General features: G+C 74.9%; 11 protein-coding genes. 3 read left to right on the forward strand and 8 right to left on the reverse strand.

Going from position 1 to position 15,123, the window contains the following annotated elements:
* Nucleotides 1-69: 69 nt before the first annotated feature.
* From WMF44_RS36535 to WMF44_RS36550, 4 genes are all read right to left on the reverse strand, one after another.
* Nucleotides 70-1,035, reverse strand: coding sequence for a PEGA domain-containing protein (locus tag WMF44_RS36535; RefSeq protein WP_437294666.1), 966 nt, complete (start codon nucleotides 1,033-1,035; stop codon nucleotides 70-72).
* Nucleotides 1,032-1,997, reverse strand: coding sequence for a hypothetical protein (locus WMF44_RS36540; RefSeq protein ID WP_437294667.1), 966 nt, complete (start codon nucleotides 1,995-1,997; stop codon nucleotides 1,032-1,034). Before WMF44_RS36540 ends, WMF44_RS36535 begins: the two co-directional genes overlap by 4 nt.
* Nucleotides 1,998-2,004: 7 nt before the next feature.
* Nucleotides 2,005-3,750: a protein kinase domain-containing protein gene (locus WMF44_RS36545; protein ID WP_437294668.1), complete on the reverse strand. Its 1,746-nt coding sequence runs from the start codon at nucleotides 3,748-3,750 to the stop codon at nucleotides 2,005-2,007.
* 244 nt (nucleotides 3,751-3,994) lie between these two features.
* Entirely contained in the window at nucleotides 3,995-6,493 is a 2,499-nt protein-coding gene (locus WMF44_RS36550) for a beta-glucosidase (protein ID WP_437294669.1), read from the reverse strand.
* A gap of 215 nt (nucleotides 6,494-6,708) precedes the next feature.
* Between WMF44_RS36550 and WMF44_RS36555 the strand changes: the two genes are divergently transcribed.
* On the forward strand, nucleotides 6,709-7,317 hold the full coding sequence (locus WMF44_RS36555) for a hypothetical protein (RefSeq protein ID WP_437294670.1): 609 nt from the start codon (nucleotides 6,709-6,711) through the stop codon (nucleotides 7,315-7,317).
* Here WMF44_RS36555 and WMF44_RS36560 read toward each other — a convergent pair.
* A complete protein-coding gene (locus WMF44_RS36560; protein ID WP_437294671.1) occupies nucleotides 7,306-7,989 on the reverse strand; it encodes an RNA ligase family protein in 684 nt (227 codons plus the stop codon). The genes WMF44_RS36555 and WMF44_RS36560 overlap by 12 nt on opposite strands.
* Before the next feature lie 106 nt (nucleotides 7,990-8,095).
* On the opposite strand from WMF44_RS36560, the gene WMF44_RS36565 reads away from it, so the two are divergent.
* Both WMF44_RS36565 and WMF44_RS36570 read left to right on the forward strand, forming a co-directional pair.
* Nucleotides 8,096-9,226 (forward strand): AAA family ATPase, encoded by a 1,131-nt coding sequence (locus WMF44_RS36565; RefSeq protein ID WP_437294672.1) that lies wholly within the window; start codon nucleotides 8,096-8,098, stop codon nucleotides 9,224-9,226.
* A gap of 105 nt (nucleotides 9,227-9,331) precedes the next feature.
* A complete protein-coding gene (locus WMF44_RS36570) occupies nucleotides 9,332-10,135 on the forward strand; it encodes a Uma2 family endonuclease (RefSeq protein WP_437294673.1) in 804 nt (267 codons plus the stop codon).
* A gap of 27 nt (nucleotides 10,136-10,162) precedes the next feature.
* Here the strand turns inward: WMF44_RS36570 and WMF44_RS36575 are convergent, their stop codons facing one another.
* From WMF44_RS36575 to WMF44_RS36585, 3 genes are read right to left on the reverse strand one after another with little or no spacing between them, the layout of a single operon-like run.
* Nucleotides 10,163-13,225, reverse strand: a complete 3,063-nt coding sequence (locus WMF44_RS36575; protein ID WP_437294674.1) for an ATP-binding protein — start codon at nucleotides 13,223-13,225, stop codon at nucleotides 10,163-10,165.
* A gap of 12 nt (nucleotides 13,226-13,237) precedes the next feature.
* Complete coding sequence (locus WMF44_RS36580) at nucleotides 13,238-13,993, reverse strand: enoyl-CoA hydratase/isomerase family protein (RefSeq protein ID WP_437294675.1); 756 nt, start codon at nucleotides 13,991-13,993, stop codon at nucleotides 13,238-13,240.
* Complete coding sequence (locus WMF44_RS36585; protein ID WP_437294676.1) at nucleotides 13,990-15,042, reverse strand: RimK family alpha-L-glutamate ligase; 1,053 nt, start codon at nucleotides 15,040-15,042, stop codon at nucleotides 13,990-13,992. The genes WMF44_RS36580 and WMF44_RS36585 overlap by 4 nt, the downstream gene beginning before the upstream one ends.
* Between the last annotated feature and the right edge of the window lie 81 nt (nucleotides 15,043-15,123).

The raw sequence follows: 15,123 nt of genomic DNA on the forward strand, positions 1-15,123 counted from the left end.
GCGTCTTTGCCCCGCGTCCTGGCGTCGAGCGCTCGCCGCCGGCGGTGGGTCAGCGCAAGCCGCGCGGCGTCAGAGCCGCACCTCGATGCCCGCGCCGGACGCGCTCAGCCACGGCGTCACGGAGCCCGCCTTGGTCGTGCTCGGCGCGGGCTCCTTCAGCAGCAGGTAGAGCCCGACGCCCACCGTCGCGACGCCGGCGACGCCGAGGACGTCGCCGGCGATCCCCTTGGCCCGCGCGGCGCCCGCGTCCGCGCCCGTGCTCGAGCGCGCGTCGCCTGCCTGCTTCAGGCCCGAGAGCCCGAGGATGGCTCCGCCGGCGAAGAGCGCGCCGCCCGCGCCCAGGACGACGAGCGGGAGCGTCCGGCTCGATGATGCTTCGGCAGCGCCGGCCACGGGAGGCAGAGCGCCTTCAGCAGCCGAGGCTTGCTTCGTCTCGGTCGTGGCTCGCGCCAGGGCGATCGGGACCTCGACCGAGCTGCCCGCGCCGACGCTGAACCGGGCGACCGCGGCGCGGAACCCCGGAGCGCTCGCCGCGATCTCGTGAGCGCCCGGATCCAGCTCGATGACCTGACCAGGGGCCGCGCTCAGCGGCCTCCCGTCCATGGTCAGCGTCAGCCCGCCGATCTCGGCGGGCCTGACGGAGATCGTCGCTCGGCCGATGCGCCCTTCGAGCGCCGCGACCGCCTCGCGCGCCGGCCCGACGTAAGGAGAGGTCGTCGGCGTCGGCGGCTCGGCCAGGAATGCGCGAAAGCTGCCGAGCGCCTCGACGAGGTGCCCGGTCTCCTTCTGCGCGACGCCGAGGCTGTAGCGCGTGAGGGGAGCCGCCTTGATCTGGAGCGATCGGGCGTACAGCGCGCGCGCCTCCTCCCAGCGCCCCTGCTTCGCCAGCTTGGCCCCCTGGACGAACAGCACGCGCGCGGACTCCACATCGCCCGCGCCCTGCGCCGACGCGGCGAGCGGGGCCGCGGCCATGAGCAAGGCCGCGGCGAGCGCGAGGCCGAGGCGCGGGGAGCGCTGTGCGGGGCGCGCGCTCATGAGCAGTCTCCTCGCCGGCACTTCGTACCGGCGGGGCATCGGTTGCCACAGGCGCCGCAATGATCGTCGTTGTTCCACAGGTTGGTCTCGCAATGACGCGCCGGGTCCCCGTCGCAATCGGCGTAATGGCCATTGCAGGTCGTCTCGGTGCCTGCACCGCTGCTCGCTGCAGCGCCTCCCGCGCCGCTCCAGCTGCTCGCGCCCTCGCCTCCCGCGCCGCTCCCGCCAGCGCCGCTCCCGCCAGCGCCGCCTCCGCTGCCGTCGCCTCCCGCGCCGCTCCCGCCAGCGCCGCTTCCGCTGCCGTCGCTTCCCGCGCCGCTCCCACCAGCGCCGCTTCCGCTGCCCTCGCCTACGCCGACGCTCGCGCCAGGACCGCTACCGCCCCCGGCGCCAGCGCCGCTCCCATCGCTCGTACCAGCGCCGCTTCCGCTGCCCTCGCCTGCACTGCTGCTCGGGCCAGGGCCGCTCCCATTGCTCGGGCCAGCGCCGCTTCCGCTGCTCGGGCCAGCGCCGCTCCCGCTGCTCGGGACAGCGCCGCTCCCGCTGCTCGGGACAGCGCCGCTCCCGCTGCTCGGGACAGCGCCGCTTCCGCTGCTCGGGCCAGCGCCGCTCCCGCTGCTCGGGACAGCGCCGCTCCCGCTGCTCGGGACAGCGCCGCTCCCGCTGCCTGCGCTTCCGCTGCCTCCGCTGCTTGTCGCGCTCTCGTCGCCACCGCTGCCCACGGTGGTCCTGCTCGTGCTCGCGCCGCTGCTCCCGATGAGGTCGCCCCCGCCACGCCCGTCGCCGACCTGGTCCTCGAGCCCTCCAGCGCCCTCTGTTTCGTCGGCCTTGTCGGACAGCTCCTCGCTGATCAGAGCGGAGCAGCCTCCCGGCCCGAGCGCCGCTGCAGCGAGCGTGACCAGGAGGAGCATCAGATCGCCAGAACCACGAAGGGAGCGGTGCTTCACCCCGGGAGTGCGCATGACCACCTCAGAAGTCGGGCGCCGCCGGCAGCGGCATGGACGTGGAATCAGGCCGCGGGCGCGCTCGCGGAGCGCGCGGCTCGACCCGCTGAGCGCGCGGCTCGGCCACCTGAGCGCGCGGCGCGATCCGTTGCACGGCCGGCTCGGCCACCTGAGCGCGCGGCTCCGCAGGCGCCGGCACGAGCTCATCCCATGGATCACTCGGCTCCTCCCACGGATCGCTCGGCTCGTCCCGCTCGACAGGCGCGCTGTCCGCCGCCGCACCCCTCATGGCCGCCTCGGAAGCAGCCGCGCGCCGCGCGCCGGCATCGGGGGGCGCGACGCCGATGGAGGACGCAGCGGACGCCGTCCCCCGCAGCGCTTCCGACGCACCCAGGGCGACGGCAGGAGCAGCCGCCATGACCGCCGGCCGAGCGGTGCCCGCGCTCGCGCTCCCACCCCGCGCGCCCAGCCCCAGGACGACCACCAGAGGCGCGGCGAAGGCGAGGACCCCGGCCACGAGCGCCTTCTGGAGCCACGGCGAGGCGGTGAGCCCGAGCCGAGCTCCGCGCCATGCCTCGGCCATCTTGATGGTGCCGCCCCGGCGCGCGACGGGCGTGGCCACCGGCGCCGGCAGCGCCGGCAGCGCGCCCGGCGCCTCCCGCGCGCCGGCCGGGCGCTGCGCCGCCACCTCCGCCCCGGAGGCCGCTCCCGCAGGCGCGGCGATCGGAGCCGCCTTCTCCGCCGCGAGCGGCGGCTCGGCCCCTCGCGCGAGCCACTGGTGTGCGAGCGACGTGCCCGCCACGTCCGCCGTCACCCCGCGCTCGACGGCCCAGGCAGCGAGCGCGCGGCCGAGCGCGCGCATGCTGGGCCATCGATCGGCCGGCGATTTGGCCAGCCCGCGCTGGAGGATCGCCCACAGCGCCTCGTCGCCGGCGCCGAGCTCCGTCGTCGGCACCGGCTCCTTGCTGAAGATCGCCACGATCACCGCGCTCAGCGTCTCCCCGCTGAACGGCCGCCGCCCGGTGATCAGCTCGTACATCACCACGCTGAACGCCCAGACGTCGGTCTGCTCCCCGACGTCCAGCTGGCCGTCGGCCTGCTCCGGCGACATGTACTCCGGGCTGCCGACGATCATCCCTCGCTGCGTGATCGCAGGGCTCGCCGCGTTGGCGAGCTTGGCGATGCCGAAGTCGACGACCTTCGGGACGTGGCCGCCCGCGCCGTCGGGCACGATGAGGATGTTGGCAGGCTTGATGTCGCGATGGACGATGCGCTGCGCGTGGGCCGTCGCGAGCGCACACGCGACCGGCAAGAGCATCTGGACCGCCTGCTCCGCCGGCACCCGGCCCCTCGCCTCCAGCCAGCTCGAGAGCGGCGTGCCCTCGAGCAGCTCCATCACCAGGAACGGCTCGCCCGCGTCGGTCTCGCCGAAATCGAACACGCGCACGATCGCCGGATGGCCGAGCTTCGCCGTCGCGCGCGCCTCGCGGAGCAACCGCTCGGCGGCGTGGCCGTCGAGCTGCTCCTCGTGGAGCACCTTGATCGCCACGTCGACGTCGAGCCAGAGGCTGCGCGCGCGCCACACCGTGCCCATGCCCCCCGCGCCCAGCCGGCCCACGATCTGGTACTTGCCCGCGAGGACCTCGCCCACGGCGCGCTCCCGCTGCGGCGATCCACGGACGCTCGACGAGACGCCGCCCGTGCTCTCATCGCCTCTCCCGGCGAGCGCGAGCCATCCGCTCTGGCCGGGGACATGGTGCTCGTCCATCATGGGTCGCCCTCCTGGAAAGCAAGCGGCGAACCAGGAGCCGTCTCCTCACCTCCGCCGGCGCCTGCGCGGCGAAACACCCAGACCACGTCCGCCGCGCGCAGCGTCCGGCGAGCTCGACGCTCACCCGCGCGCCCTCGGGGCGAGACGACACGACGAGCACGGATTCCCCTTTCCGGCCGGGAATCGGCCGCGCGCATCGGTCACGCTGGGGCAATTTGCACCACGGGGCCGCGCGGCCGCGCTCTCACCCGTGCAGGTGCACCGCGATCTGTCTCGTCAGGACGGCGGCCGAGTGTCCAGCATGCAGCGTGTACACGCCGGGCTCCACCTGCCATCGGCCTGCCGCCCAGTGCGCGAAGGCCCGCGGCTCGACGGTGACGGCGACGTCGACCGTCTGCTCGGGCTCGGCCTCGACGGACGCGAAGCCGGCCAGCCAGAGCGCGGGGCGCTCGACCTCGGAGACCGGCCGCGACAGGTAGAGCTGGACCACGTGGCGCCCGCGGCGCGTCCCGACGTTGCGCACGCGCACCCGCGCCTCGAGCGCCGCGCCGGCGGCGACGCTGGGCGCTTCGACGTCGAGGATCTCCCACCGCGTGTAGCCCAGGCCGTGCCCGAACGGGTAGGCCGGGGTGACGCCTGCGCGCGCCCAGGCCCGGTACCCGATGTGCAGGCCCTCGGCATAGACCAGCTTGCCGTTCTCGGGCTTCGTCGAGAGCACGGGCACGTCCTCCGCGCGCGCGGGCCAGGTCGTGGGCAGGCGGCCGCCGGGCTCCACGGCGCCGAGCAGCACGTCGGCGGCGGCGGCGCCGAACTCCTGGCCCGGGAACCACGTGAGGAGCACCGCGGCCACCTCGTCGCGCCACGGCATGGTCACCGGCCCGCCGGAGTTCACAAGCACGATCGTCCGGGGGCTCACGGCCGCGACGGCGCGGATCAGCTCGTCCTGGCGGCCGGGGAGCCCGAGCGTGCTCCGGTCGAAGCCCTCGCTCTCGATCGCCTCGGTGGTGCCGACGACCACGATCGCGACGTCGGCGGAGCGCGCGAGCTCCACGGCGCGCGCCAGCTCCTCCTCGTCGGACAGCGCCGGAACCTCGGCGCCCAGGGAGAACGCCACCGCGAGCGTGCCCACGGGGACGGTGTGCGTCAGGGCGAGATCGATCTCCTGGCCGGCGGCCAGGGACAGCTCGGCCGCCCGCTGCGGCGGGGCGAGCAGGGCCGCGGCCATGTCGTCCTTGTCCGGCAAGATCGCCTCGTCGAAGAGGACCTGTCCGCCGGCGGCGAGGCGGTAGACGCCCACGCCGGCCACGCCGATCCGGTAGAGCCCGGCCCCGGCGGCGCGGAACCGCGCCGTCACCTCGATCGTCGCGGCCTCGTTCGCGCGCTGATCCCCGATGAACGTGAGGCGTCCGACGTCGCGGTGCTCTTCGTGCAGGACGCCGCCCTTCGCGTCGAGGAGCCGCACGTGGACGCCGTGCTGGCCGCTCACGGGGTCGACGACCTGGTCGCCGGCCACCGGTACGAGCCCTTCGTGGATGCGGGCGCCGACGGCGTGGAGCACCTCGGCGCGCCGGCCGAGCGCGGCGCGCAGCCCGTCCAGCGGCGAGACCGCGTAGTGCGGGTGGACGCTGGCGCTGCCGCCGCCCTGGATCCGCCCCGCCGCGGCGCTCGGGCCGATCACGGCGATGCGCCGCAGGCTGGCCGCGTCGAGCGGGAGCGCGTCGCCCTGGTTGCGCACGAGCACCATGCCGGCCGCGGCGGCCTCGCGGGCGAGCGTCCCGGCCTCGGCGCTGGAGAGCGGGGTCGGGGCGGGCGCGGCCGGCGTGACGCCCTCGAGGGCGCCGACCCGGGCGGCGAGGCGCAGCAGGCGGCGGACCTTGTCGTCGATGGCCTTTTCGGGCACCGCGCCGCGGCGGACGGCGGCGACGAGCGCCGCGCCCCACGGCCCTCCCGGGCCCGGCATGGCGAGGTCCAGCGCCGCGCGCGCCGCGGCCTCGGTGGAGCGGGTCGCGGTCCAGTCGGAGACCACGACGCCGTCGAAGCCCCACTCGTCCCCGAGCGGCGACGCGAGCAGCGCGCTCTCCGTCAGGGTCACCCCGTTCACGGCGTTGTACGAGGCCATCACGAGCCACGCGCCCGCGCCGGTGATCATCCGCTCGAAGGGCGCGAGGTAGAGCTCGCGCAGCGTGCGCTCATCGACCCGGACGTCGACCGTGAACCGCTCGGTCTCCGAGTCGTTGGCGACGTAGTGCTTGGGCGTGGCGCCGACGCCGTGGGCCTGCAGCCCTCGGACGTAGGCGGCGCCGATCCGGCCGGTCAGCAGCGGATCTTCCGAGAAGCACTCGAAGTGCCTGCCGCCGAGCGGGCTGCGGTGCAGGTTGACGGTCGGCCCCAGGACGACGTCGACGCCCTTGCGCCGCGCCTCCGACGCCAGCGCGGCGCCGACGCGCTCCAGCAAGGCCTCGTCCCACGTGGCCGCGAGGGCGGTGGAGGAAGGGAGGCACACCGAGGGGTCGCGCTCGTCCCAGCGCTCGCCGCGCACGCCGACCGGGCCATCCGAGACGACCATGCGGCGCAGGCCGATCGCGGGCTCGGGGTGTGTGCTCCAGAAGTCGGCGCCCGTGAGCAGGCGGACCTTCTGCTCGAGCGACAGCGCGGCGAGGGCGTCCGCCACCCGCCGTTCGACGGCCTCGGGCAGGAGATCGGTCTTCTGGGGGCGAGCGGAGCGCGAGTCAGCGACGGCCATGAACCCTCCTGGAAGCGCGGAGGCGCCGGCGAGGCGGCGCCGCGCACGGGACAACCATGGTCGAGGAAACACCAGGTTCACAGGAGAGTCACGGTCGCCGAGAGCTCGCGCTCGCGAGCGGGCGGGCGGGCGTCGCGGTGGTCGAGGGCGCGCCGCCCGTTGCGCGGGGGTGGGAACGGCGCGATGCTCGCCGTCCCTCGAGCGAGGCCGCTGCCATGAGCCTCTCCACCGTGCTCCGCGTCCTCGGCCGCAAAGACGGCGAGGTCCACAGCGTGTTCCGCGCCGGATCGCGCGTGTACGGCACCGCGTCCGCGACGTCGGACGAGGATTTCGTCGCCGTCCTCGCGCGGCGCGACGCGCGGCGGGACCTCGCCTTTGCGCCGGGCGTCAACGTCGTCGTCCACGGCCTCGACACCTTCCGCGACGCCATCGCCGAGCACAGCGTCTTCGCGCTCGAGTGCCTGTTCCTGCCGCCCGAGCACCGGCTCAAGGAAGGAAGGCCGCCCTTCCCGTTCAAGCTCGACAGGAAGAAGCTCGCCGCGTCGGCCGCGAGCCGCTCCGCGTCCGACTTCAAGAAGGCCGGCGCCCGCTTCGACGACGAGCCGGAGGCCTCGAAGAAGAAGCTCTTCCACGCCCTCCGGGTGCCGCTCTTCGCCGTGCAGATCGCCGAGTCCGGCGTCCTCCACGATTACGGCGCCGCGAACCCGTACTGGCGCGAGATCGCCGCGGACGAGCGCCTCGACTGGGAGGAGTACCGCAGGGCCTACGGCCCGATCCGCGAGGGCCTCTGCGATCGGCTCGCGGCGCTGGCCTCACGGCGGTGACGCGTCGGCCGGCGCCGGCGCCGGCGCGAGCCGCTGGGGCCGGATCTCCTGGTGCATCCAGTGCTCGTCCGTCTGCACGTGCCCGCGCCGCACCCACTTGGCGAGCCGCCGCTGGAACGCCGCGTCCGGGAACTCGCCGGCGGCCCGCACCACGACGCCCTCGCGCGGGCCGCCGAACGCGGAGGGCTCGCGCGCGAGCGCGGTCGTCAGCGCCTCGAGCTCGCGCTCGCCCTCGACGGTGCCCCGGAACAGGACGGGCACCGTGGGGAGCCCCAGATCGTTCGCCTGGGCCACGACCATGTCCCACTCCCAGAAGAGGCCCCGCACGTCGTCCCGCACGCCGAAGACCAGCGAATACCCCGGGAGCGCCTCGTACTCGATCGAGTGGATCGCATAGCAGTACTCGCAGAAGAGCGACATGCCCTCCGAGAGCAGGTGCGCGATGCTCGCGTGCGTGGCCTTCGCGAGGTCGAAGCTCGGGTGGGACGGAGGGCCCGAGTGCGAGCGGGAGAAGACGCTCGCCCGCGTGTACGTGAGGTTGCTCCCGTCGCACTTCTCGGTGATGACGATCTCGACGCCGAGCAGCCCCGACACGTCTGCCATCCTCTTGTCGTCGGACGTCCCGCCGGGGGACCACGGCAGGTGGAACGAGCGAGGGTATTTGGCGGACATGGCGGCGCCAGGGTAGCACCGGCGTCGTTTCGCGGACATGCTACGGCCCTCACGCGCGCTGCGCGTCGCGCGGCGTTGACTGCGCGCTCGCCAGGGGTCCTCCGTCATGTCCTCCGCGTCCTCGCTCCTCGACCTGCTCACGCCCGATCCGGGGCGTGTCCCCTGGGACGAGCTCCAGGTCTTCGACTGGGTCCGCGCGCTCGAGGCGTGCCCGCAGGACCCGATCCACCACGCCGAGGGCAACGTCTGGATCCACACCCGCATGGTGCTGGAGACGCTCCTCGGGCTGCCCGAGTGGCAGGCGCTGCCGGCCGAGGAGCAGCGCGTCGTGTACCTCGCGTGCCTCCTCCACGACGTGGCGAAGCCGGCGACCACCCGCGAGGAGGACGGGCGGATCACGGCGAAGGGCCACTCACGCGCGGGGGAGCTCCTCGCGCGCCGCCTGCTCTGGGAGCTCGGCGCGCCGTTCGCGCTGCGCGAGCATGTGTGCGCGCTCGTGCGCTACCACCAGATCCCGTTCTATCTCATCGAGCGCGACGACGCGCGGCGCGTCGCCGCCGAGATCAGCCTCCACGCGCGCTGCGACCTGCTCGCGCTCGTGGCCGAGGCCGACATCCGAGGGCGCGTCTGCGCGGACATGGGGCGCGTCGTCGACAACATCGAGCTCTTCCGCGAGTTCTGCCGCGAGGAGGGGTGTTACACCGCGCCGCGGTCCTTCGCCTCGGCTCACACGCGCTTCGTGTACTTCCGCTCCGATCCCGCCGGCGGGCGCCACCCGGACGTCGAGGTCTACGACGACACGCGCTCCGAGGTCGTGGTGATGAGCGGGCTCCCGGGCGCCGGGAAGGATACCTATGTTCGCCACCACCTCGCCGACTGGCCGGTCGTCTCCCTGGACGCGCTGCGGAGCGAGCTGGAGATCGATCCGGCGGACACGCAGGGACAGGTGGTCCAGGCCGCGCGCGAGCGGGCGAAGGAATACCTGCGGCGCGGCGAGCGGTTCGTGTGGAACGCGACGAACCTCTCGCGGCAGCGGCGCGGCCCGCTGCTGCAGATGGCGGCCGACTACGGGGCGAGGATCCGCGTCGTTTACGTGGAGGTGCCTGCATCGACGCTGTTCGCGCAGAACCGGGCGCGGGAGGCGGCGGTGCCCGAGGCCGTCATCCGCCGGATGATCGAGCGCTGGGAGATCCCGGCGAGGACCGAGGCCCACGAGGTGGTGCTGGCGGTGCGCTGACGCCTGACGTCGCCTGCCCTCGTGCCGGAGCCGCCGGATGGAGCGGCACGAGCCGCCCGGCTGCGCCCGCGCGCGGCATGGGGTACGCTGCGCCTGGAGCGACGTATGCCCTTCCAGAGCGAGAATTCTTTCATCCCGATTCCCCCGCCCGGCGAGGACGAGCTCCCGTACGACGACGGAGAGCCGATGGAATCCGAGCGCCACCGCGCGCAGATGGGCCTGCTCATCGAGGTGCTGAAGCTGTCCTGGCGCGACCGCGACGACGTGTACGTCGGCGGCAACATGGCCATCTATTTCAGCGAGCTGCAAGCGAAGAAGAACGACTTCCGAGGCCCCGACGTGTTCGTGGTGCTCGACACCAACACGCGCGAGCGCAAATCCTGGGTCGTCTGGCAGGAGGACGGGAGGACGCCCGACGTGGTGATCGAGCTGCTCTCCGAGAGCACCCAGGCCGTCGATCGCGGCGACAAGATGCGGATCTACGCGAAGCTCCTGCACGTGCCGGAGTACTACCTGTTCGATCCGTTCTCGGGCGTGCTCGAGGCGTATGTGCTCGATCGAGCCACGCGGTCCTACCTGCCGATGCCGCCCGAGGCGAACGGCGACGTCGTGAGCGCGTGCCTCGGCCTGCGCCTCGGGGTGCGCCGCGGCACGTACCGCGGCCTCGCCGTCGACTGGCTGCGCTGGATCGATGCCCATGGACGGGTGCTGCAGACCGGCGAAGAGCGGGCTCGCGCCGCCGAAGAGCAGGCCCGCGCCGCCGAGGAGCAGGCCCGCGCCGCCGAAGAGCAGGCCCGCGCCGCCGAGGAGCAGGCTCGCGCCGCCAGCGATGAGGCGAAGCAGCTCGCCGCCCGGCTCGCGGCGTACGAGAAGCAGTTCGGTCCGCTGCCCGGCGGCAGCTCGGGCTAGCGACCACGCGGCCGCCGGCCGCCACGGTCATCCCCAGCCGACCCGCTCGCCCCTTCCGAACCCCGGCGCCAGCATCGCCGCCCACCGCGCCGGGCTCTTGATCCGCTCCCGCGCCATCACCGCGTCCGCCACGAGGAGCCGCTGGAGCCCCTTCTCCCCGCCGAGCAGCTCGCCCGCCTGGCGCCGCGCCGCCGCCGCATAGAGCGGCATGTCCGCCGCGTCGAACCCGGCCGCCGCCGCCTCCAGCTGCGCGATCGCCGCCTCCCTGTCGCCGCGCAGCTCGGCCGCGCCCGCGCGGATCAGCGGCACGAACGGGTCCGACCACGCCGTCTTCTCCCGGGCGAGCGCCGCGGCGTCCCGGAGCGCCGCCTGGATCAGCGGCTCCGGCTCGGGCGCCGCCTCGGCCACGGCGAGCGCCGTGCACGCGCGCTCGACGTGGGCCATCACCCGGCTGTTCTGCATCATCAGCAGCATCGAGCCCTCGATCCTCGGCCAGGCGTCCGTGAGGCGCTTCATCGCGGCGCCGGCGCGGCCCGCGTACCGGTCGACGTAGGTCTCGCCGAGCAGCCCGACGAAATGCTCGAGGTGGAACCCCGACGTCGTCCACCTCGACAGCGCCCCCGCGATCGCGCCGCGCGCGCCCGCCACGTCGTCCGACGCGAGCGCCACCCACGTCGCCTGCACGCTGAAGATCGCCGCCGCGTAGAGATCCCCCCGCTGCTCGGCGGCGCGGAGCACCGCCGGCGTCGTCCGCGCGAGCGCGTCGATCTGCCCGCGGTAGTACCGCGCCCACGACGCCATCAGCTGCGTCGTCGCGAGCTCCCAGGACACGCCGGCGCAGCGGTCGCGCAGGAGCTCGTCGGCGACCTCGTACCACGCGGACGCCGCCTTCCAGCGCCCGGCCGTGAACGCCTCGAGCATGCCCGACACCATCATCGACAGGCCGAGGAGGTGCGGGCTGTCGAGCCGCTCCGAGAGCGCCCGCACCGCGGCGACGAGCTCCTCCGCGCGCGCCCGGCCCGGCGCCCCCATCATGCACGCGGACGAGGCCTCGAACGCGAGCGCGCGGCCGACGCGGTACGGCTCGCCGGCCCGCAGCGCGAGCAGCAGGGCGCGCGCCGAGAACTCGGCGGACCGGACCATGTCGACGCCGGACAGCCCCACCGTCACCGTCCAGCAGGCGTCGATGCGCGCGAGGTCCTCCGGCCGCACCTCCGCCTCGGACCGCTCGCGGAACCGGAGGCCCCTGAGGCGCAGCTCCGCCCGGTGCAGGAGCAGCGCCACCAGCGCGCGCCGCGGCGTCTCCGGGAACGAAAGGCCAACCGCCCGGAGGACGGCGCGGACGAGCTCGATCCCCTCGTCGATGTGCCCGCTCCGCAGGTACTGCTCCGCGGCCCGCCGGCGGAGCTCGAGCGAGCGCGCGCCGTCCGCCCCCTCCGCCGCCGCCGCGTAGATCCTCGCCGCCTCGGCGCTCTTGCCCGCGTTGACCAGGGCGTCGGCGCACCGCACGCCGAGCGCGCGCCGCTCGGCCTCGGGGACATCCGCCTCGCGCGAGCGCAGGCCGAGCGCGAGCTCGTAGAGCCGCGCCGCGCGCTCGAACGCGAGGGCCTCCGCCGCCTCCTCGGCCGCGCGCTCGGCGAGCCGCCCCGCCCGCGCCGCGTCCCCCGCGCCGAGCCAGTGCCGCGAGAGCGCCTCCGCGTCCGCCGTCCCCAGCGCCTCGAGCGCCCGCCCTAGCCTCCGGTGCCGCGCCGCGAGCTGCTCCGGGCCGAGCCGGCCGACAACGGCCGCGCGCACCCTGTCGTGCGACGCCTCGACGAGCTCGCCCTCGCCGGCGCGCCGCGCGGAGATCAGGTCCTCCAGGAGCAGCAGCGTCATCGCCGGGGCGCGCTCGTCGTCGCGGAGCTTCGCCGCGCGCGCCACGACCGCCGCGTCCATCGGCTCCCCGGCGACCGCGATCACCTCCAGCAGCCGGAGCGCCTGCGCCGGCAGGCGGCGCAGACGCGCGTCGAGCGCCCTGCCCCACGCGGCGTCGCCCCGGGCGCCGTCCTCGCCCGAGAGCTCCTGCGCGTCGCGGGCGAGCTCGCCGAGCAGCCGCGGGTTGCCCCGCGAGGCGCGGGCGATCGCGTCCGCCCGCGCGCGGGTGACGTCGTCGCGCGCGAACAGGAGCGCGAGCGAGAGCTCCTCGGCCTCGAGCGGCGAGAGCGGGCCGACCTCGAGCTCGCGCAGCTCGCCGTCCCGGCGCGCCGGCTCGATCCGCCCCCGCGCGGCGGCGGCCTCGGCCTCGGCGTCCCGGCGCTCGAGGCCCATCCCGTCGAGCAGCGCGCGGAGCGGCGCGCTCGTGGCGACGTCCTCGTCCCGGAAGCTGCCGAGGAACATCATCGCGGGCGCGTCGGGAGGCCGCGTGAGCTCGAGCAGGAGCGCCACGCTGTCGATGTCGCTCCACTGCAGGTCCTCGATCGCCACGACGAGCGGGCTGCGCTCGGCGATGCGAAAGAGCAGCTGGCGGAGCGCGGCGAAGCTGCGCTGACGCAGCTCCTGCGCGTCGGGCGACTCGCTCGGGCGCGGCGCCGACGCGACGGCCGGCACGCGCGAGAGCACCGGGAACACCCGGGCGAGCGCGCGGACGTCGCGCGGCAGGAGGCGCTCCGCCTCGTCGTCCGACACCCGCCGGAGGAAGCGGCTCAGCGCCTCCATCACGCCCCCGAACGCCTTGTAGGACTCGGTCGCCGCGAGCGCGCAGCGCCCCCGCAGGACGATCGGCCCCTTGTCGCGGCGGAGCCCCATCAAGAAGTGGTGGATGAGCGCGCTCTTGCCCATGCCCGCGGCGCCGTGAACGAGCACGGCGACGGGCCGCTCCAGCACGAGGGCCTCGGCGGCGCGCTGGAGCGCCCGCAGGTGGGGGCGGCGGCCGATGAAGTGCTCGATCGTCGGCGGCGCGGGCGGGAGCAGCGCGCTCGCAGGCGCGGCCTCGGCGCTCGCAGGCGCGGCCTCGGCGCTCGCAGGCGCGGGCTCCGCGTCCTGCAGCGGGGGCTCCGCGCCCTGCAGCGGGGGCTCGGCGCCCTCAGGGTCCTGCCGCTCCGCGCTCTCCACGCCGCGCCACCGTCACTTCTTGCTCAGGAACGCATCCATCGCACGCCGGTGCTCCGGGCCGTTCCACTGCTCGGCAAACGCCCGTCGCTCGACCTCGGCGGCGGAGGCGCGCAGCGCCTCGCGCACCTTGTGCAGGGACCGCTTCATGGCCGCGACCGACGCGCGTGGGCCCTCGGCGATGCGGCCGACCTGCGCGATCGCCCGGCTCCGCGCCGCGCCGGTGGGGACGACCTCGCTCACGAGGCCGACGCGGAGCGCCTCGGCGGCGTCGATCCTCTCCGCCGTCAGGAGCAGCCGCGCCGCCGCGAGCGGCCCCACCCGCTCGCAGAGCCGCGTGAGCCCGCCCCAGGCCGGGGACAGGCCCATCTTGACGTGCCGGAACGAGAGCGCGGCGTGCTCCTCGACGACGACGAAATCGCAGAGCAGCAAGAGCTCGCAGCCGCCGCCCAGCGCGTCGCCCTGCACGGCGGCGACGATCGGCACCTCGCTCTCCTCGAAGGCCGCGAGGCCCTCGAACAGCCGGAGGACCTCGCCCCCCTCCGCGCCGCCGGCGGCGAGCGCGTGGAGCTCGCGGATGTCGCCGCCCGCCACGAAGACGTCGCTGCTCGCCGCGGTGAGCACGACGCCGCGAACGCGCGGGTCGGCGCTGGCGCGGCGGATCGCCTCGCCGAGGCGGCCCGCGAAGCCGCTGTCGATGGCGTTCCTGCGCTCGGGACGATCGATGGTCAGGACGACCGCATCGCCGGCCGCCTCGACCCGCAGGGTCACGAGAGCGCCCTCCGCGCGCCCCTCCCGCCGGTGAGCGCCGCGGCCTTCCGGCGGCTCGCGCCCGCCCCGTTCTCGGCCGCCGCGCGGCTGAGCCGCCGCGGCGCCGGCATGCGCTCGTCGTGGATCACCTCGGCGATCCGCGCCTCGAGCGTGCGGCGGCTGAGGCCGCGCTGCTCCGCCGCGTACCGCTCGGCGTAGCTGATGATCGCGCCCGCGACGTCGACGCCGCTCGCGCGCTCGATCCCCTCCAGGCCGGGCGAGCTGTTGATCTCGAGGATCTTGGGCCCGGAGCGCGCCTCGAGCATGTCGACGCCGGCGACCTCGAGGCCCATCGCCTTCGCGGCGCGGATCGCGACGCTCCGGTAGGCGCGCGGCAGCTTCACCCGATCGCCCTTGCCGCCGCGGTGGAGGTTCGAGCGGAACTCCCCCGGCTTGGCGACGCGGCGCATCGAGGCGACCACGCGGCCGCCGACGACGATGACCCGGATGTCGCGCCCCTTCGACTCGCGCACGTATTCCTGGAGCACGATGTCCTGGCCCATGGCCCAGAACGTCTCGAGCAGCGCGTGCACGGCGTGGGGCGTCTCGGCGAGCATCGTGCCGATGCCCTGGGTCCCCTGCTGGAGCTTCACGATCGCGGGGCAGCCGCCGACGAGCGACAGCGCCGCCTCGACGCCGGCCGGGCTCCGGGCGCACACGGTGATCGGCACGTTGAGCTTGCGGCGCGTGAGCAGCTGGAGCGCGCGCAGCTTGTCGCGGCTCCTCGCGATCGAGACGGCGCCGTTCAGGACGGGGACGCCCATGAGATCGAACTGACGGACGACGGCGAGGCCGTAGTTCGTGATGCTGGCGCCGATGCGCGGGATCACGATGTCGAAGCGGGGCACCGCCGAACCACCGACGAGCAACGACGGGCGGCCGCGCGACACGACGATCTGGAAATCGAGCGGATCGATGACGCTGACGTCGTGACCACGCGCGCGCCCCGCGAGCACGATCCGGCTCGTCGAATAGAGGGACGCGTTGCGGGACAGGACGAGGAGTCGCATGTGGCCCGGAGGCTAGCAGAGCCCGCAGACTGCGTGGATGGATGCGCGTGCCGATTCATTTTTCGCTCTTCGGCGGTTCTT

Origin of the sequence: Sorangium sp. So ce426 (genome assembly GCF_051475585.1) — a bacterium.
Taxonomy (GTDB): Bacteria; Myxococcota_A; Polyangia; order Polyangiales; family Polyangiaceae; genus Sorangium; species Sorangium cellulosum_B.